Here is a 19,848-nt window from a genome sequence, read left to right as displayed (position 1 = left end):
GTGAGCGGGCTGTAGAGTCCGTTCCCGCCCCTTTCTTTTCGCGAGGCCTGCCCTTCATGGATCAGTCGAACCTCCGTCGACCCGCTGAGCGTGTCGCTTCCGACCGGCCTTTCGCCGAGGTCGAGGCTTCACTCGAGAAGGCTGGCCGCGTCGAGGATCTCATCCGTCTGTACGAGGGACGTGCGCGTGAGACCCCGAACGCCGAGGCGGTCCGGGTGCTCGTGCGCGCGGGACAGCTCGCCTACGAGCGGCTGCGCAACCCTGGCCGTTCCGAGGAGCTGCTGCGGCGCGCGCTGCTGATCGCCGAGGACCCGAGGCCCGTGCTGCGCGGGCTGAAGATCGTCTACGAGGCGCGCCAGGACATGGCCGCGCTCGTGGACGTGCTGGAGCGGCTCGGTGGCCTGAGCCAGGGCGAGGAGGCCGCGTCCTTCTTCCTGAAGGCGGCCAACCTCCACGAGCAGAAGCTGTTCCGGAGGGATCGTGCGGTGCTGTGCCTGCAGCGCGCCGCGCGCGCGAAGCCGGAGCGCGCCACCTTCAAGCGGGCCCGTCAGTTGCTGATGGCCGAGGAGCGCTTCCAGCCCGTCTTCGAGTCGCTGGAGCGCGAGAGGAACGCGCTCGGTGGCGAGGGCATGGTGGAGGAGTACGCCGCCTTCGCCGAGCGGCTGGTGGAGGATCCCACTGAGCACGTGCTCGCCCAGCAGGCGCTGGCCGTCGTGCGGGAGCTGGATCCGCAGCACGCCCGGGCGGAGAAGGCCACGCAGACGCTGCAGCGCTTCGAGCAGGCGTGGCGCGAGCGTGCGCGCATGCTGCGCGGCATGTCCCTGGAGGAGCGCGATCGCAAGAGCGCGGCGCGGCTGTCCCTCCTGGTGGCCAAGCTGCACGCCTGGTACGAGCCGGCCGCCACGGACAAGGTGAAGGAGGCGCTGGATCGCTGCTTCCTGCTGTGGCCCGGCATGCCCGAGGCCCTCAACCTCATCGAGCGCGTCGCCGAGCGCAACGGTGACTTCGGGCCCGCGCAGACCTGGTTCGAGGCGATGGCGGGCGAGGCGCGCGAGCGCAACACCCAGGTGGACCTGTGGCTGCGGCTGGGCACGCTGCGCCTCACCCGGCTCAACGACGCGGCCTCGGCGCTCGCCGCCTTCGAGAAGGCCGTCAGCGTGGACCCGTCGCGCGCGGACGTGGCGAGCCTCGGCGCCGAGCTGCTGCTGGAGCAGGGCAGGGCGGCGGACGCCCTCGCCATGCTGGAGCGCTACCTCGGCACGGTGAAGGATCGCGTGACGCAGGTGGCCCTGCGGCTGCGGCTGGCGGACCTCTGCCTGCACCAGAAGGACGGGGACGGGGCGCGCGCGCACCTCGAGGCCGCGCTCAAGTTGGATCCGGCCAACGCGCTCGCGGCCTTCCAGTTGGCCCGCCTCCTGGCGGAGGACGAGAACTTCGAGGCGATGGAGCCGCTGCTGGACCTGGCGCTGCTCGCTCCCCGCCCGCGCTCCGAGCGCGTGGCCTTCTGCGAGGGACTCGCGCTTCTCTATGAGGAGGCGGACAACGCGCGCGGAGCCTTCGAGGTGCTGGCCCGCGCCCTGGCGTTGGAGCCCGGCCGGCCCATGCTGCTGGACTCCGTGGTGGAGCAGGCGGGCAAGGCCCACGCGGAGCCCGCGCTCGCGGTGGCGCTGCGGCGGGCGGCCGTGATCGCTCCCCCCGATGCGGCCCTCACGCTCTGGCGGCACCTCGCGCAGTTGCTCCAGGGCACGCTGGCGGATCCCGCGGGCGCCGAGGCGGCTTGGCGGGAGGTGCTCGCGCGTTCGCCGGGTGACAGCGCCGCGCAGGAAGCGGTGAAGTCGCTCCGGTCCGCCGCCGCGCTCGCGGATGACCCGAAGGCGCGCCTGGAGGGCGAGATTGCCCGGCGCGAGGCCACCGGCACGGCTCCGTCCGAGCTGGAGCCGATGGTGCGCGAGCTGGTGAAGCTCGCTCCGGAGGATCCGTCCCCCGTGCGGCGCCTGCAGGCGCTGTGCGTGGCGCTGTCCAAGTTCGAGGAGGCCGCGGCGCTGGCCGGGAAGCTGGCGAAGCTGGCCGAGACTCAGGTGGAGCGCAGCGACTGGGCGGCGCGCCAGGCCCGGCTCTACGCCGAGCGCCTGAACCGTCCGCAGGACGCGGTGGGCATCTTCCTCCAGTTGCTCGCGGAGAACGTCGCCACGGGCGTGGTGCTGGGCGGGCTCGAGCGGCTCTCGGCGGCCGGTGTGCGCACGGCGGAGATCTCCGAGGCGCTGGCCGGCCATTACGGCCGCGCCGGCGACCACCAGCGCCAGGTGTCCGCGATGCTGCAGCAGCTCGAGGCCACGAAGGACGCGGCGCTGCGTCAGCGGCTGTCCGGGCAGATCGCCGACATCCACGAGAAGCAGTTGGCCGACGGCCGGGCCGCCTTCGACCTGCGCGTGAAGGCCTTGCGCGAGGCTCCCGCGGACGAGGTGAACCGCGCCGAGGCGGCGCGTCTGGCGCACGACTTGTCCTCGCACGCCGAGCTGGTGCGCGTGCTGCGGGCGCTGGCCACCGAGGCCGAAGTGCCCGCGCTCGCGGTGCAGTTGCTCACCGAGGCGGCGACGCTGGCCGAGCAGTCCGGGGCGCTCCCGGAGGCCATCGGCTCGCTGGAGACGGCGCTGCAGCGCGAGCCCGAGTCGCCCGAGGTGCTCGGCCGGCTGATCACCCTGTACGGCAAGTCGGGGCGCGCGGCGGACGCGGATGCCCTGCTGCGCAAGCGGATCGGCACCGCCACGAAGGCGGAGAAGATCGAGCTGCAGATGCAGCTCGTGGAGCTCAACGCCGGGCTGGGCCGGCCGCTGCAGGCCGCCGAGGCCCTCCAGGCCGCCATCCACTCCGGCGCGGACGAGGTGCGTCACCTGCCTCGTCTGGCCGAGCTATACGAGAAGGCCGGCCGCAAGCGGGAGCTGGGCGAGGTGCTCGCGCGGCAGATCGCGCTCGCGGAGGACGCGGGTGATCTGGATCGCGTGGCGCGCCTGACGCTCAAGCGCTCGCAGGTGTTGCAGGACTCCTCGGGGGACCGCACCGACGTGGTGCGCAGCTTCGCGGACATCCTCCGCCAGCGCCCCTCCGACGTGGACGCCCGTGCCGCGCTCGAGGGGATGCTCGGCTCCGGCAACGCCCGCGAGGAGGCCGCGCGCGCCCTCATTCCCGCCTACGAGGCCACGAAGGACCACCGCAAGCTGGTGGCCGCCCTCGACGTGCTCGCCGAGGTGGCTCGTGACGACGCGGCCCGTGTGCTGGTGCTCCGTCAGGCCGCGCAGGTGCACCTGACGCAGCTGCGCCAGCCGGAGCTGGCCTTCGCCTCGCTCGCCCGGGCCCTGCGCCTGGCACCGGGGGACATGCCGCTGCGCGCCGCCGCGCGCCAGGCCGCCGAGGACGCGGACTCGCTGGACGCCTACGCGGAAATCATCATCGAGCTGGTGGAGGAAGGGCACGCGGGTTCCGCCCAGGCGGGGCTGCTGCGCGAGCTGGCCGAGGTCCAGGAGAAGAAGCTCGACGATCGCGATGCCGCGCTGAAGTCGCTCCGCGACCTGTTGGCGCTGGAGCCGGGCAACCTCGACTGCCTGCGCTCGCTGCAGCGCCTGCACCGCGCGGGTGAGGAGTGGGCCGCGCTCGCCGAGGTGCTGGAGAAGCTGGCCGCCGCCGCGCCCGAGCTGGCCGAGCAGCTCGCGTACCTGCGCGAGGCCGCCCTGCTGCACGAGTCGAAGCTGGCCGACAACGAGAGCGCCGCCGCCGCGTGGCGCGCCATCGCCGAGCGGGATCCGCTCCAGCGCGAGGCCGCCGTCGCCCTGGACCGGCTCTACGCGGAGCTGGGCCATGAGAAGGATCTGGCGTGGGCGCTCGGCCTGCGGCGGACGCAGGAGGGCCAGAGCCCGCAAGGCCGCGAGGTCTCCTTCCGCCTCGCCGAGCTGAAGCGCACCCGGCTGGATGACCCCAACGGCGCGCTCCAGCTCTACCAGGGCATCCTCGCCGAGGACCCGGGCCACCCCGGCGCCCGTGCGGCGCTCGAGGAGTGGGTGAAGGCCGCCGTGCCGATGAGCGCGGGGGCGCTGGAGGTGCTGGATCCCGTGCTCGCGCGGCTGGGCGATCACCCGCGCCGCGTGGCCCTGCGCGAGGCGCGCATGGCCTCCGCTCTCAGCGCGGAGAAGGTGCAGCTCGCCGCGGACATCCGCCGCATCTACGAGCAGGACATGCAGCAGCCGTCGCTCGCCTTCATGGCGGCGGTGAAGGCCTTCTCGCAGGGCCTGGATCGCGAGGGCCAGCAGCCGGATCTGGAGCGGCTCGCGCGGGAGACGGGCTCGTTCGAGATGCTCGCCGAGCTGTACGAAGAGGCCGCCTCGGACCTGCCCACGGGCGACCCCTCGGGGCTGGGCCTGCTGCGCCGGTCCGCGGAGCTGCGCGAGCAGGTGGGCCAGACGGAGGAGGCCGCCACCGTCTGGAAGAAGATCCTGGAGGACGCGCCGCAGGACCGGCAGGCGCTCGAGGCCCTCTCGCGCCTGTACGAGCGCGGGCAGAACGCCAAGAGCCTCTCCGAGGTCTACGCCGCCCAGTCGGCGCTGGCCAAGGACCCCGAGGACCGGCGCGCCCTGCTGGTGAAGTCCGGCGAGGCCTACGCGGCCGCGGGCGACGACGCCAAGGCCATCGAGACGTGGCGCCAGGCGCTGGCCATCCGCAGGGCGGCCGACGGGCTGCTCGCGCTGGACAAGCTGTTCGGCAAGGCGCGGCGCTTCACGGAGCAGGCGGACGTGTTGGACCTGCTCGCCGAGCTGGCCACGGACACCGAGTCCCGCCGCGGCTTCATCCTGCGCCGGGCACAGTTGGTGGAGAAGGAGGGCAGCCACGCCGAGGCGCTGAGCGCGTACCGCGACCTGCTGGCGCTGACGCCGGGAGATCCGCAGTCCGTCGCGGGCCTGGAGCGCATGCTTCAGGTCGATGCGCAGCGGGTGGAAGCGGCCCGGTTGCTGGAGCCCGTCTACCGCGGCCTCAACGACACCCGGAAGCTGGTGGAGGTGCTGGAGATCCTCCTGCCCGTCACGCAGCCCGTGCGGCGGCTGGAGCGCATCCAGGAGATCGCCACCCTGCGCGAGGCGCTGGGCCAGACGTCGCTCGCCTTCGCCGCGCGCCTGCGTGCCTTCAACGAGGCCCCGCAGGACGACGGCGTGCGCGACGACCTGGAGCGGCTCGCGGCCGACTCCGGCTCCTTCGAGGAGGTGGCGGCGGCGTACGAGGATCAGCTCGAGCGCGGAGCCACCGAGCCCCTGGCGGGCGATCTGTGGCGGCGGCTCGCGGGCATCTACGACGGGCGCCTCAAGCGCTACGATCTGGCGGTGCGCGCGCTGGAGGAGGTCAGCCGGCGCGATCCGCAGAACAAGCAGGTGCTGGAGTCCATCGCCCGCGTGCACCGGCGGACCGGTGCCAACCGTGAGCTGGCGCTGGCCATGCGCCGGCAGGTGGGCGCCGAGCCGTCCGTCCCCGCGCAGGTGAACCTGCTCTTCGAGCTGGCCCACCTCGCCGAGGAGACGCTCTCCGACAAGGCGCTCGCGGCGCAGACGTACCGCGACATCCTCGAGCGCCGGCCCGAGGACGCCAACGCGCTCAAGCTGCTGGGCCGCGTGCTGACGCAGATGGAGCGCTGGCCGGAGCTGGCGCAGCACATCGAGCGGGAGATCCAGCTCACGGATGCGCGCAAGGCCCAGGAAGAGGGCAGCGAGCTGCGCGTGCGCCTGGGCCGCCTGAAGTTCAGCCGCCTGGATGATCCGCGCGGGGCGCTGGAGCTGTACCAGGAAGTGCTCCGCCGCCGCGAGGGACACCCCGGAGCGGTGGGTGCGCTGGAGGAGATGGCGCGCTCGGAGAGCCCGCTGCGTGGGCAGGCGGCGCTGGCGCTCGAGCCGGTGTTCGCGTTGGTGGGCGACCACCTCAAGCAGGTGCAGATGCTGGAGTCGCGCGTCTCCGCCGAGCCGGTGCCCCAGGAGCGCGCGGCGCTGCTGCGCCGCATCGCGGAGACGTACGCGGGCCCGCTGGACAACGTGGAAATGGCCTTCCTGGCCGCTACCCGCGCGCTGCGTGACGCGTCGGATGACGCCCGCACGTTGGAACTGTGCCTCTCGCTGGTGGACAAGGCGGGAGCGGCCGAGGAGTTCGCGGCCGTCCTCTCGGAGATTGCGCCCCGGGCGAGTGACTCGGCCCGCGCCGAGCTGTACCGGGCCCTGGCCCGGCTGCAGGCGCGCCTGGGCGAGGATGACGAGGCCCTGGCCTCGTGGCGCAAGGTGCTGACGCTGCGCCCCACGGACACCGACGCGCTCGACAGCGTGGCGCGGCTGGTGGCGGATACGGGCACGCCGCAGGAGCTGTTGGAGGTGCTGCGCCGCCAGCTCGCGAGCGCCGAGGAGCCGGCACGCCGTGCGGCGGTGCTGCTGCAGATCGCCGTGCTCCAGGAGGAGAAGCTGCAGGACGGGCTGGGCGCCCTGGCCACCCTGCGGCGCCTGCTGGACGTGAAGCAGGACGACGCCTCCGCGCTCACGCGGATGGACAACCTGTGCCAGAAGCTGGAGCGCTGGCCGGAGATGGCGGACGTGCTGTCCCGCCGCATCGCGCTCGTGACGCCCGAGGAGGGGCTGGAGCTGCGCTTCCGCCTCGCGGTGCTGCGCGAGACGAAGCTGCTGGACAAGGCGGGGGCGCTGGCCCTCTACGGCGAGGTGCTCTCGGTGCAGCCCAACCATGCCGGCGCGGTGGGCCGGTTGGAGGCGCTGGTGAGCCGCGAGCCGCAGAACCTGCTCGCCGTGGAGACGCTGCTGCGCGCCTTCCGGGCGAGCGGGGACGTGGCGCGGCTCGCGTCGGTCATCGAGACGCGGGCGGGCGTGTCGCCGGACTCGTACGAGCGCAAGGCGCTGTTGAGCGAGCTGGCCACGCTGCGCGAGAGCCAGGGCGAGCCGGAGCTCACCTTCCTGGCGCTCTTCCGCGCCTTCAAGGAGGACCCGAACGACGGCGAGCTGCGCCGGCGGTTGGAGAACGCCACGGAGGCGGCCGGCTCGTATGACGAGCTGGTGGTGGCCTACGAGGAGTCGCTGCCGCGCGTGGCCGAGGCCAAGGACGCGTCGGACATGTGCCTCAAGCTGGGCCACCTGTTCGAGGCACGCCTGCAGGAGCCCGAGCGCGCCGTCGTCTACTACGAGCGCGCGCGCACGCTGAACCCGGCGGCACAGCAGAAGGCGCTGGTCGCGCTGGATCGGCTGTACGTCACGCTGGAGGCGTGGCCGGAGCTGGCCAACGTGCTGGAGGCGCTGGCCTCCTCGGCGGAGGAGACGGCGGACAAGGTCGGCTTCCTCTTCCGTCTGGGCCAGTTGGTCCAGGAGAAGCTGGACGGCATGGACCGGGCGGCCTCCGCGTTCGAGCAGGTGCTGAAGCTGGAGCCCGGGCACCTCGCCTCGGCGCGGCTGCTGGAGACCATCTACGACTCGGCCGGCGCGCACGACAAGCTGTACAACATCCTCAAGCTGCAGTCCGAGCGCGTCACCGGCCCGGAGCGTGAGCGTGTCCTCACGCGCATGGCGCAGGTGTCCTCCGAGGGGCTGGAGGACCTGGACCGCTCCATCGAGCTGTACCGCGAGCTGCTGGCGAAGAACCCCCGCAACGAGCAGGCGTTCACGGCGCTGGAGGGACTCCTCGAGAAGTCCGGCCGGCACGAGGAGCTGCGCACGCTCTTGGCGGACCGGCTGGCGCAGACGCTGGATCCGCGCGAGGTGGTGCGGCTCAACGAGCGGCTGGGCCGGGTGCTGTACCGTCTGCTGAAGCAGCCCGAGGCGGCGGTGAGCTACCTCAAGGCCGCGCTGGATCGCGACGCGCGGCACCGGGGCGTGCTGGACACGCTGCGCGAGCTCTACGAGGAGACGGCTCAGGCGGAGGAGCTGGTGGGCATCCTGCGGCGGCTCATTCCGCTGCAGGAGGCGGCCGAGGGCGTGAAGGCCCTGAGGCTGCGGCTGGCCGAGGTGCTCTCGGGCATGGGCCGCCGCGAGGAGGCCCTGGACGCGGCCCGCCGCGCCCTGGAAGTGGAGCCCCACACGGTGGCGGACCTGGAGCGCGTCCATGCGCTCTTCGTCTCGCTGCGCGCCTACAACGACGCGGTGCGGGCGCTTGAGCTGAAGGTGCAGGTGCACCAGCAGGCCGAGGAGCGAGAGCAGGCGGTGGCCACGTGGTTCGCGGTGGCGGACCTGTGGACGGGCGCGGGCAACAAGCCCGAGCTGGCCGGTGGCGCGCTGGAGAAGGTGCTGGAGCTCGATCCGGCCAACCCCACGGCGTACGCCCGCGTGTGCGAGCTGTACCGGACGCACAACGACTGGCGTGCCTACGCGCAGGTGGTGGATCGCTACCTGCCGCACCTCGTCACCGAAGAGGAGAAGCTGGGCACCCTCAAGGAGCTGGCGAGGGTGCAGGAGCAGCGGCTCGGCCAGAAGGACGTGGCCTTCCTGGCGCTGTGCCGTGCGCTGCAGATCGACGCGTCGGACGACACGCTGCGCGAGGAAGTGGAGCGGCTCGCCGACGAGACGGGCTCTCACGAGGAGCTCGCCGCCGTCTACGAGGAGGTGGCGGATGCCCTGCCGCGCGGTCCGCTGGCCGAGCGCATGTACGCCACGCTGTCGCGCGTCCATGACCTGAAGCTGAACGATGCGCAGGCGGCCGAGGCGGCGCTGCGGAAGATCCTCGAGTTCGATCCGACGAACGCCACGGCGCTCGATGGGCTCGCGGGGATGTTCCAGCGGCGGGGCCGTGAGCGCGAGTACGTGGTCGCGCTGGAGCAGAAGCTCGAGGCCGCCGGTTCCATCGAGGCGCGCAAGGGCATCCTCCGGGAGATCGCCCGCGTCTTCGAGGAGCAGGGAGACCCCGACGAGTCCGCGAGCGCGCTGCTGCGCTCGTTGGACCTGGAGCCGGACGCGGAGACGCTCGGGGTGCTCACCGAGCTGTACCGCCGCCAGAAGGCCTGGCGGGAGGTGGCCTCCACGCTGCTCCGGGCGCGGGACCTGGCGGCGACCGTCGAGGAGCGGGCGCGCATCCAGATCGAGGTGGCGAACGTCTACGAGCGCGACATCGGCGACGACGAGGCGGCGGTGGCCGCCTTCCGTCAGGCGCTCGAGTTCGAGCCGTACAACCTCCAGGCGCTGGAGTCGATGGAGCGCCTGTACACGAAGCTGGATCAGCCGGCGGAGCTGCTCTCCATCTACGAGCGCATGCTCGAGGTGGTCGGTGACTACCGTGAGCGTGTGCGGGTGATGTTCCGCTGCGCGAGCATCTGGGAGGACAAGTACCAGAACCCGGCCAACGCGGACGCCTTCATCGAGGGCGTGCTGGCGATCGATCCGCAGAACCTGCAGGCCATCAAGACGCTGATCCGCCTGCGGCGCGTGCAGGCGCGGTGGGAGGACCTGGTCGCCGCCTACGAGCGGCAGTTGCAACTCGCCACGTCGACGCAGGAGCAGGCCGAGCTGTACGTGGAGATCGGCAACGTCTACCACCAGCAGCTCAAGCAGGTGGACCGGGCGGTGAACACGTACCACCACGCGTTGGGGGTGGACCCCGGCTGCCGGCCCGCGCTGCACGCGCTCGGCAAGCTGTACGAGCGCAGCGGCAACTGGCCCTACGCCCTGGAGATGCTGCATCAGGAGGCGCAGTTGGCGGGCGCCGCGCCCGACGCGGTGGAGCTGTACTACCGCATGGGCAAGATGAACGAGGACATGCTGATGGACACGGGCAGTGCCCGTGCGGCCTATCAGAACGCCCTCTCCATCGACCCGGGCCACCTGCCCAGCATCCGCGCCCTCAAGGGCATCCAGGAGCAGGAGAAGGACTGGGGCGGCTACGAGCAGACGCTGCTCCAGGAGGCGCAGCAGACCGAGGACGCGGAGGCCAAGGCGCGCTCGCTGCTCGAGGTGGCGCGCTACAACGCCGAGACGAAGGGCGACCCGGAGATGGCCACGGCCTACTACGAGGAGACCCTCAAGTACGCCCCGGACAGCCTGGAGGCGGCGCGTCCGCTCTCGGATGTCTACAGTGCGCGCGAAGACTGGGTGTCCGCCGAGCGGATGCTCGACATCGTGGTGCGCAAGATGGCGGAGAAGGCCATCGCGGAGAAGGATCCCGCGATCGCCGCGGAACTCTGCCGGCAGCTCTACCGGCTGGGCTACGTGGCGGACAAGCTGGGCAACCGCGACAAGGCGCTCGCCTCGTACAAGAAGGCGTACGACCTCGATGCGACCTACCTGCCGGTGCTCGAGGGCTACGGCCACCTGCTCGTGCAGCACGCGAAGCGCTACGACGACGCGCTGCGCATCTTCCAGACCATCCTCATCCATCACCGTGAAGAGCTCACGGACATGGAGGTGGTGGAGGTCTACTGGCAGCTCGGCGACATCCACGCGAAGCTGAACCAGGCGGACAGGGCGCAGAACCACTTCGAGAAGGCGCTGGCCGTCGACCCCAGCCACGAGGCATCCCTGCGTGCGCTGGTGGCGCTGATGGACCAGGGCAGCCGCTGGGAGCGGGCCGCCGAGGTCCGCCAGCAGCTCGCCAACGTGCTGGAAGGGGAGGCGAAGGCCCGGGTCTTCCTGGAGCTGGGCCAGCTCGCGCGCGAGAAGCTGAAGGATCCGTACCAGGCCATCGACGCGTACACCGGCGCGCTCAAGCTCATGCCGGAGTCGCTCGAGGTGCTGGACGCGCTCTACGTGCTGTTGCGTGAGGCGCGCCAGGGCCAGAAGGCCGCGGACATGCTGGAGCGGATGCTCCGGTTGCCCGCGCTCGTCGCCGAGCCCAACAAGGCGAAGCGGGTGTGGTTCGCGCTCGGCGAGCTGCGCCGGGACGAACTGCGCGACGTGGAGGGCGCGGCCGTGGCCTTCAACACGGCGCTGGACCTGGATCACCGCTTCATCGAGGCCTTCAGCGCCCTCGAGGCGATGCTGGGCGGCGCGGGCCAGTGGAAGTCCCTGGAGGAGAACTACGCGAGGATGCTCGGGCGCATGCCGAAGACGCCCGACACGCACGGCGCGCGCATGGGGCTGTGGCGGGCGCTGGGTGACCTCTACCGCCAGGTGATGAAGAACCAGGAGGGCGCGGTGGCGGCCTACGGCGTCGTCGCCAAGGGCCTGCCGGACGATGCGCAGGTGCAGGAGGTCTACGCCGAGCTGGCCGCGGCCTCTCCGGGCAAGGAGGACGAGGCCATCGCCGCGCTCCGCCGCGCCCTGCCCAACACGAGCGACGCGCGCAAGGTCGTCTCGCAGCTGGTGCGCCTGTCCGCGGTGCGCAAGGACTACGACGGCGCGTGGATGGCCGCGCAGGCGGCGGCGGGGCTGCTCGGCGAGGCGGGGGATGACGAGAAGGAAATCCTCACCAAGCTGGGGCCCTACGCGAAGCGCAAGGAAGTCGCCCAGCGGCCGCTGTCCGACCAGATGTGGCTGACGCACCTGCTGCACCCGAAGCTGCGGGGGCCGCTCACCGAGCTGATGGGGCTGCTCTTCGTGCAGGTGGGCCACCTGTACGCGGTGCCCCACCAGAACTACCAGATCGTCCCGAAGAAGCACCGGGTCGACCTGGCGAGCGCGCAGGAGTACCACGTGCAGCACTACCGGTACGTGGCGCGCCTGTTCGGAATGGACGCGGTGGAGCTGTACTCGCCGCACCTGGTGATCCGCCGCGAGAACATGGCGAAGCGCTCCAACGAGCCGGCGCCGGATCCGCTCGTCAACGTGGAGGTGCTGCAGACGCACCCGGCCTGTGTGCGCGCGGGTGGGCGCTTCTTCGCGGAGCAGGGGCAGCGCGAGGCGTACTACCTGCTGGGGCGGACGCTCGCCCTGGTGCGTCCGGAGCTGGCCATGAGCCAGCGGCTGGTCCCGGAGCGGCTCGAGGCCGTGGTGCAGGCCGCGCTGAGCCTGGTGGTGCCCAACCTGCGCTTCACGGTGGACCCGCGGCTGGTGGATGCCGAGCGCAAGCCGCTGGAGAAGGCCTTCAGCGAGCCGGCCCGCGCGGCCCTGGCCAAGGTGGCGCGTGTCTACCTGCCCACGGCCACGCCGGGGGATGTGCGCCAGTACCTCGAGGGCGCGGAGCTGACGGCCGCGCGCGCCGGCCTCTTCGCCGCGGGCGAGTGCGAGCCCGTCAAGCGCATGGTGATGGGAGAGACCGGTTCGGCCTTCCGGGTCCCTCCGAAGACGAAGTTGAAGGAGCTGCTCCTGTTCGCCACGTCCGACGAGCTCCGCGAGTTGCGTGTCGCGGTAGGTACGGACGTGGAGGTACAGGTAAGGAAGTAGATGAGCGGCTCGAGTGTGCGTGAGACCCGAAAAGGGGTCTCACGCGTTGAACGAGCGACCGGGCGGGCAAGAGCGGCATCCTTGACCCCCCCGGAAGCCACCTCTACGATTCCGGCGGATTTTCTGCCGTCATTTCTGAGAGTTGCGGGGAACGATGCGTTTCGTCTGCGATAGCTGCCGCGCGCAGTACATGATTAGCGACGACAAGGTTGGCGCGAAGGGCGTCAAGGTCCGTTGCAAGAAGTGCGGCTACAACATCGTGGTCCGCCCAGCCGGCTCCGAGCCGGTGAAGGAGGAGGGGACGGGTGGTGAGGCCGCTGGCGATGCGGCCGCGTCCCAGGGCCAATCGACCAACGACGGCTTCGGGTTGCCCCCGACGCTGGGCACGCCTCCCGAGGGCGGCATCTTCAGCGGTGTCGAAGATGACGAGCTCGGAGCCGTGTTCGACCAGGTGCTCAACTCCGGGTCTCACAGGATTCCGGCGGGCGAGGCGGCCGGTCCGGCGCAGCTGGACTCGTCGGCCCTGTCGGACGCTGGCGAGACGGTGCGCAAGCTCGCGGAGGCCGAGGGGAACGCGAAGTCCGCGGCCTCGCACGAGTGGTTCGTCGCCATCGACGAGAAGCAGGTCGGTCCGCTGTCGATGGACAAGGTGAAGGACTACTGGGATCGGGGCGAGGTCGGTCCTGACAGCCTGTGCTGGCGCGCGGGCTTCAGCGACTGGATTCCGCTCTCCGAGACCTCGGAGCTGGCGTCGGTGCTGGCGCCGCGTCCGACGAAGCCGGTCATCGTGGAGCCCGCGCCGATGGCGTCGTCCGCGCCGGTGGCGTCCGGGCCCGTCGAGTCCGCCTTCGCCAGTGGCCTGGCGAAGCCGGCGAAGTCCGATACGCCGGCGCCGGTGCCGTCCGCGCAGGATACGGGCTGGAAGCCGTCGGCCGCGAGCGTGCTCGCCTCGCTGGTGAAGGAGGAGAACGAGGCGCTGTCGAAGCCCGCGTCCAAGGCCGCGCCGGCGGAGGAGAAGAAGGTGAAGCCCGCGGCCTCGGGGCTGCTGGATGTGCCTCCGCCGGAGACCGGTCCCGTGGCGGTACAGAGCCCGCTGATGGCCGAGCCTCCCGCGCCCGCTCCGGCGCCGTACCTGCAGCACGCTCCGGCGCCGGCCTATGCGCAGCCGCCCCCGCAGGCGTACGCGCCACAGCCGATGGGCCAGCCGTATGCGCCGCAGGCGCAGCCGTACGCGCCGCCTCAGGGATACCCTGGCTATCCGCCGCAGGCCGCGCCGAAGCAGGGCGGAAAGATGGGGATCATCATCGGCGCTGCAGCCGTGGTGGTGCTGCTGATCGGTGGGGTCGCCTTCATCGCGACCCGGTCCTCCGAGCAGCCGGCACCCGTGCCGCAGCCCGCGGCGACGCAGCCGATGGCCCAGGCGCCGTCCAAGCCGGCAGAGCTGCCGCCCATGCCGGCTCCTCCGGCGGCGGTGGCGCAGAACACCGCCACGCCCGCGCCGGGCACGGCCCAGCCGGCCACGGCGCCGGGCACCGCTCCGGCGACTGCCCCGGCGGTCGCCGCCGCGGGGACTCCTGGGACCGCGCCGACGGCCGCCCCCGTGACGCCTCCACCCGCCGAGACGGTGAAGCCCGCCGAGCCGGTGAAGACGGAGCCGCAGCAGGTGGCCAAGGCCGAGGTGCCGGCCAAGCGGACCCCGACTCCGGTCAGCCGTCCTCAGCCCGCCCGGGAGGAAGAGCCGGTCGTGCGCAGCAAGCCGCAGCCCGCCAGGAGCGGCGGGAGCGCGGATGACGAGTTCGATGAGCTCTTCGGCACGAAGAAGCCCAGCTCTTCCAAGAGCGACACGGTGTCGGCGAACGGCCGTACGGCCTACATCCCGCCGGAGCCTGGCGGTGGTGGTGCGGCGCAGGACAAGCTCGGGCAGTCGGACATCATGCAGGTGGTGCTGGCCAACAAGCCGGCCATCATCAAGTGCGTGAACGAGCAGAAGAAGAAGGATCCGGGCCTGAGCGGCAAGCTGGTGATGCGCTGGACGATCCAGACCAACGGCAAGACGAAGAACGTGTCCTGCCAGACGTCGGAGTTCCGCACGACCTACATGGCGACCTGTATTTCGGGGCTCATCAAGGGCTGGAGCTTCCCGAAGCACAAGGTGCAGGGCGATCCCATCGATTTCCCGTTCACGTTCTAATAATCCGAGGAGCGGACAGTCACGTTTGAGTCACTTGGCTCGTACGACTGTCCGCTTCCAGGGATGTTGAATTGCCTCTTGGAGGATGCGTCGAAGGTCGCGTCGACATTCGTTGACACGTCTGGAGCGCCGGGACTAAAGCCGCGCGCTGAAGGGGGGCCTGAGTGAGTGGCCGGCGGCCCGCCTCATGCGACGTATCCATTCAGGAGGAAGTCGAAACATGCAACTTCGCAAGATGACGTTGATGGTCGCTATGCTGGGCGCGATGAGCATGGTGCTGACGGGTTGCCCCGACGGTGGCCGTGAGAGCCTGGCCTGTACGGCGGATACGGACTGCGATACGTCCGAGATCTGTCATCCGAACGCCAAGATGTGCGTGCAGACCTGTACCATCGGAGATGATTGCCCCGAGTCGTCCAAGACCTGCGAGGCGATCAGCGCCACGAACAGCACGAAGATCTGCAAGTGCGCCACGGATGCGCTGTGTCAGCGCGACGAGCGCGTGTCTGATGCTTCGGGCCTGACGTGCTCGAACGGGGTTTGCACGTCGCCCGGTGGTACCACGCCCGCCTGCACCACGGACGCGAACTGCGCCTCGGGCCAGGTGTGCTCTAACGGCACGTGCACGGCCGCCAGCGCCACCTGCTCGGGCGAGGGCAAGAGCACCTGCGCCTACGGTCAGTTCTGCAGCAGCAACACGTGTGCGGCGGTCCCTGCTCCTACGTGCGAGAACTACGAGAACTTCACCCAGCGTAACGAGCTGGGCACGACCGGCCCCATCATCTTCAAGGCCGTGACGACGAGCGCGGCACTGGATAGCTTTTGCGGCACTGGGTCGACTCCCAAGCGGGTGAGGGTCACCGTGTCGGCCTATTCCAGCACTCCGTTCCCGGCGACCAAGGACGAGCTGAACGGCCTCTTTTATGTTCGGGTTGCGGGTGTCAAGGTGGATGGCTCCGACATCATCAGCAGCTCGGCTGGCAACTACACGGTGACCGGAACTAACCGTGAGCGCGCGGACTTCGTCATGAGCTTCTGCGTTGCTGAGGCTAGCGACACCCTGTCTATTGGGGCCTACTTCACCAATGGCAACTTCTTCTGCTACCAGGCGAACTACTGACGCTCCAGGTATGAGCGTTCGCTAGTTTCCTGACAGCCGCAGTCATTCCCTTGGAACCCCATCCAGTGTGTCACTGGGTGGGGTTCTGCTTTTTTGAAGTGGTAGGCTTTCAACCCGGCGACTAACGATTCCGCATCGGGAATCGGCTCTGAATTTCTCCTGAACAGGAACGTCATTTGAAGTGAGCACACGGGATTCCGGCGTACTCATCAAGGAGAAGCACATGCTGCATTCGAAGCTGACTCGCACGCTCGTTATCGGACTGACCCTTGCCGCCCCCATTGCGTTCGCGCAGGGCACTGCCTCCAGCAGTGGCTCCACCCCCAAGCTGACGTGCCCCGCGGGGACGAAGCAGACCGGCAACCAGAATGATGGCCTCTACTGCCGGAAGGTCGATGCGAAGGCCGGCAGGAACGATGCGCATGGGCCGTACGCTTCCTACTTCCCCAACGGCAAGAAGAGCGCCGAGGGGCAGTACGTCGATGGTTTCCGCTCCGGTCTGTGGACCTTCTACAGCGAGGACGGCCAAGTTCGCGGCCGGACTGAGTTCCAGGGGGGCAACTACCACGGCAAGCACGTGGAGTACTTCCCCAACGGAAAGCAGCGACTGGTCGAGGAGTTCGCGAACGGCAAGCGCCACGGTCTCGTCCAGGAGTTCTCCGAGGACGGCAAGCTCGTTCGCCAAGCTCAGTATCGTGATGATCAGCAGGTCGCCGCGAAGTAGGCGCTCCGCCTCACGGTGACTCCCTGAGGGCCCTCTCCGAGCAGGCGAGGGCCTTCTGCTTTTCCGGAAGCGCTTCCTTCGATGGGCGGGCTCGGCTAGAAGCCCAAGCGTGAAGTCCGCGCCCACTATCCCACAGTTGCCCGATATCCCCGTTTGCACCGTGGCGGACATGGGCCTCCGCGAGCTCGAGCGCATCCGGCTCATCCTTCGAGGAGGCTCGGTCATCGACTGGCGACGGATGCACTTCCAGAGCCGGGACGAGGTCGACCGCTTCCTCCGGCTCTGTCAGATCGACACTTCTCGGTCCGAGGACGAGGCCTGGGCCCGCACAGTCCTCGCCGATGCCGTCGAGTACCTCCGGCAGACCTTCGACTACCGGGTCGCGGATTCCGTGGCGGAACCGGAGGAGATCCACGATCTCTTCCTCTATGCCTCCGGAGTGAAGGGTCTCCCGAGGCACCGTCGCATCGCCTGCATCGTGCTCAAGGTGATGCACGTCCTCCAGCACATCGAAGGCCGGGACCTGATGCACCGCCTGGCGGTCTCCGAGGCGGATCTGTCCGAGCTGGTGACCGCCAAAGTGTTGGGTGTGGCGCAGGTGCTCCGGGACAAGGGGCTGCCCGTTGCCGAGTTCGCCCATTCCATCAAGTCGCGCGAGTCCCTCATCACGAAGCTGCTGGCCAAGAAGGAAACGGTCGCGGCCCAGATCTACGACCGGACGCGCTTCCGCATCATCACCCAGAAGCCGACGGACATCGTTCCGGTCCTCTATTTCCTGACGCAGCACCTCTTCCCCTTCAACTTCGTCGTCCCTGGCCAGACCGAAAATACGCTCGTCTCGTTCAAGTCGGTGCTCGAAGAGAACCCCCATCTCAAGCAGTTCGCTCAGCAACTGCATCTGGACCTCGACTACGAGGACCGCGAGGATCGCACTCGCAACCTGTTCTCAGGAAACACCTACCGGGCGTTGAACTTCGTCGTGGATGTGCCTGTTCGGATGGATGCGTACCTACCGCCACCGGCAGAGGACACGCGCGAGCGCAAGAACAGGACGGTCTTCACACTCGTGGAGTTCCAGATCATGGACGAGGAGACCGCTCGCCAGAACGAGGAAGGGGAGAACGCCCACAAACTTTACAAGCGACGGCAGAAGCGGCGTGTCCTGCGTCGCCTGTCCCGTGGGCTTGTCGTTCCTAAGCGGCAAGACTGAATCTTAGCCCTGCCGCTCTCAACGAGCTCAGAAACCTTTACTGTGGGAATTGTCGTCTTGAGTGGTTGTTTAGGAGCTGAGGGACCTATTCGTTGTAGCGTTGCATGTAAGCATATTCCCCGCCGCCGCTCCCTGCTGCATTGCGGCCCTCGTGCCAGACGAGTACAGGTCTCCCGACCGAATCAAGGACAAGCGCTGGTTGCGCGCTGCTTTTCTGACTCTGGTTCATACCATCCTCGACGGTTAGGCTATTCCAAGATTTGGTGTCCCAGTAGCTGGCAAACAGATGCATGTATCCTGTCTCGGATATTCCATCGAACTCTGTCCAAGTGACGAAAAGCTTGCCAGTGGGGGTGGCTCGGAGCCGTGCCTGCCCTGCATAGGTGTAACCGCCGTATGCGCTCAGGGGGCTTCCAACCCGTTCCCAGGACTGTGGACCAGTAGAACGGAAGATTTGGATGTCCCTGGGTCCATCAAAATAAGACTCTTCAGCCCAGGCCAAATACAAGTTGTTCTGGGCATCAATGGTCAACGAGCAGTCGCGCGCCCATGTGTCTCCTCCTGAGGAAGCGCTGAGGCCGCCGGATACGTAGCCGCTGGTATCGTCACCGTAGAAGGGTGGAACTGCATAGGCCCAGTAGCCGTCTGGCTGCAGGCGCATGACGTAGATGTTCGTGGGAGAGTATTCTTCCAAAGTCTGTTCTTGGAAGGCCACAATGGGTTGGCCATTGCTGTCCAACACGAGTGAGGGCTTGGTTCCACTGGTCAACTTGCTTACAGCACTGATTGTGCCTCCACCATGACCCACTCCGATGAAGGCTCCACCATCGACTGACTTCCGGACATAGATGGAGGAGAACTCATCGGCGTTCATTTCATCCCAAGCGACGTATATCTCATTCCCGCGCACTGCGAGTGAGGGGTTTTTTGCTGGTGTTGGCTTTGGAGTGGTACGAGTGTCATTCTCTGCGGATAGCGCTCCCGTCCCCACTGACTGCCAGGCAGTTCCGGTCCAGCGCCTGATGTAGATGTTCTCGTTGAACCCATCCGACTCCTGCCATGCAACGATGGGGTTCCCGCTGCCATCGAGCACCAGGGCAGGCTTGTAGGCGGAGCCGCTCGGTGTGCCGTTCAGGCCGCTGCCAATCGGGGTGAACGCATGACCATCCCAGCGATAGACGAAGATGGATGTCCTGCCTCCAGGCGCGGACTCTTCGCTCCAGGCAACCACCGGGTTGTCACGGCTGTCGAGAGCCATCGCGGTATCTTTCAGCAGGGTACTGCCGCCCACTGCATTCAATGGCCCGCCGAACGAGTACCAGTGCGGAAGCTCAAAGCTCCACGCCGTGCTCGGAACGATGAGAGCATTGCCGGCTGTGTCGGTGATGCCGCTGCTCAGACCAATCGAGAAGGTGGCTGGCAGAGGCGGCTTTGCCTTGGGCACGAGGGTCAGCGTTCTGCCGTCGCTCGAAAGCGAGAGGGTCTTCTCCGCCAGCACCCCAGCGACAGCGAAGCTCACGGTGGTGTCGCTGATCGTCGTGGCCTTCACTGGCTTCGTGAAAACCACCTGGATGGGCGTGCTGTAGGCCACGTTGGTCGCGCCCGGGGCCGGCGAACGCGAAGCGACCTGCAGGTTGGTGCGGTCGACGATGACGGTCACGGGCGCGCTGGAGAACGTCCGGCCTGACCTCGTGGCGTGAGCTGTCAGCGTGTAGCTGCCCTCGGGCTCGGCTGCGGTATTCCAGGTGTACGTGTAGGGCGCGGAAAGCGTTGCGAGCTCCACCGCATCCTTGAAGAGCCGCACCACCTCGGGCGTCCCTCCGCGGACATCGACGGAGATGGCCACGGATCCGCTGGTGTAGAACGTGCCCGTTGGAGCGGTGATCGTGACAGTCAGGTCAGGTGTTCCTGAGTCCGGCGTATCCACCGCTCCCGCGTCTGGCTGCTGTGGGGTGCTGGTGTCGATCTCCGGCATGTCGAGGCATGCGGACATTAATCCGGCGAGGAACAGGGGAAGGTAGCGTTTGAGGGTTGGCATGCCACTCCGCAGTGCAGGGTCCATTCCAGGAGCCTGTGGCTGAGTCCCAGGGTCTTACGCGCGTAAGCCCCCGAAACGACTCGCGGAGAATGCCTCAGTTCTGCTCGGGTCGTGAATCGGCTCGTGAGACCTCGTCCCGCTCCCTGGACGCAGCGTCTACGAAGCGGGACCCCCTGGTCCCTCGAAGCACCCGCGCCGCTCCAGGAGGCCCTCCTTGGGGCTTCCTGAGCGGCGCGTAGGTG

Annotated in this window: 6 protein-coding genes; 5 read left to right on the top strand and 1 reads right to left on the bottom strand. The window is 68.9% G+C overall.

Annotated features, from left to right (window positions below):
- Window positions 1-56 precede the first annotated feature (56 nt).
- The 5 genes from ACN28I_RS12930 to ACN28I_RS12910 all read left to right on the top strand — a co-directional run bounded on the left by ACN28I_RS12930 (window position 57) and on the right by ACN28I_RS12910 (window position 17,568).
- Entirely contained in the window at window positions 57-12,323 is a 12,267-nt protein-coding gene (locus ACN28I_RS12930) for a tetratricopeptide repeat protein (RefSeq protein WP_420942344.1), read from the top strand.
- A 154-nt stretch (window positions 12,324-12,477) separates the two neighbouring features.
- On the top strand, window positions 12,478-14,514 hold the full coding sequence (gene gltJ, locus ACN28I_RS12925; protein ID WP_420942343.1) for an adventurous gliding motility protein GltJ: 2,037 nt from the start codon (window positions 12,478-12,480) through the stop codon (window positions 14,512-14,514).
- Between the two features lie 220 nt (window positions 14,515-14,734).
- Window positions 14,735-15,634 carry a hypothetical protein gene (locus tag ACN28I_RS12920; protein WP_420942342.1) on the top strand — a complete coding sequence of 300 codons (900 nt, stop codon included), beginning with the start codon at window positions 14,735-14,737 and terminating at the stop codon, window positions 15,632-15,634.
- Between the two features lie 223 nt (window positions 15,635-15,857).
- Entirely contained in the window at window positions 15,858-16,358 is a 501-nt protein-coding gene (locus tag ACN28I_RS12915; RefSeq protein WP_420942341.1) for a toxin-antitoxin system YwqK family antitoxin, read from the top strand.
- Window positions 16,359-16,527: 169 nt separating this feature from the next.
- Window positions 16,528-17,568: a TIGR04552 family protein gene (locus ACN28I_RS12910; RefSeq protein ID WP_420948630.1), complete on the top strand. Its 1,041-nt coding sequence runs from the start codon at window positions 16,528-16,530 to the stop codon at window positions 17,566-17,568.
- Window positions 17,569-17,653: 85 nt separating this feature from the next.
- Here ACN28I_RS12910 and ACN28I_RS12905 read toward each other — a convergent pair whose 3' ends face one another.
- Window positions 17,654-19,606 (bottom strand): Ig-like domain-containing protein, encoded by a 1,953-nt coding sequence (locus ACN28I_RS12905; protein WP_420942340.1) that lies wholly within the window; start codon window positions 19,604-19,606, stop codon window positions 17,654-17,656.
- Window positions 19,607-19,848: the final 242 nt, after the last annotated feature.

The organism is Archangium gephyra (assembly GCF_049060025.1).
In the GTDB taxonomy this organism is placed as follows: Bacteria; Myxococcota; Myxococcia; order Myxococcales; family Myxococcaceae; genus Archangium; species Archangium gephyra_A.
This window is presented reverse-complemented; position numbering and strand designations above follow the sequence as displayed.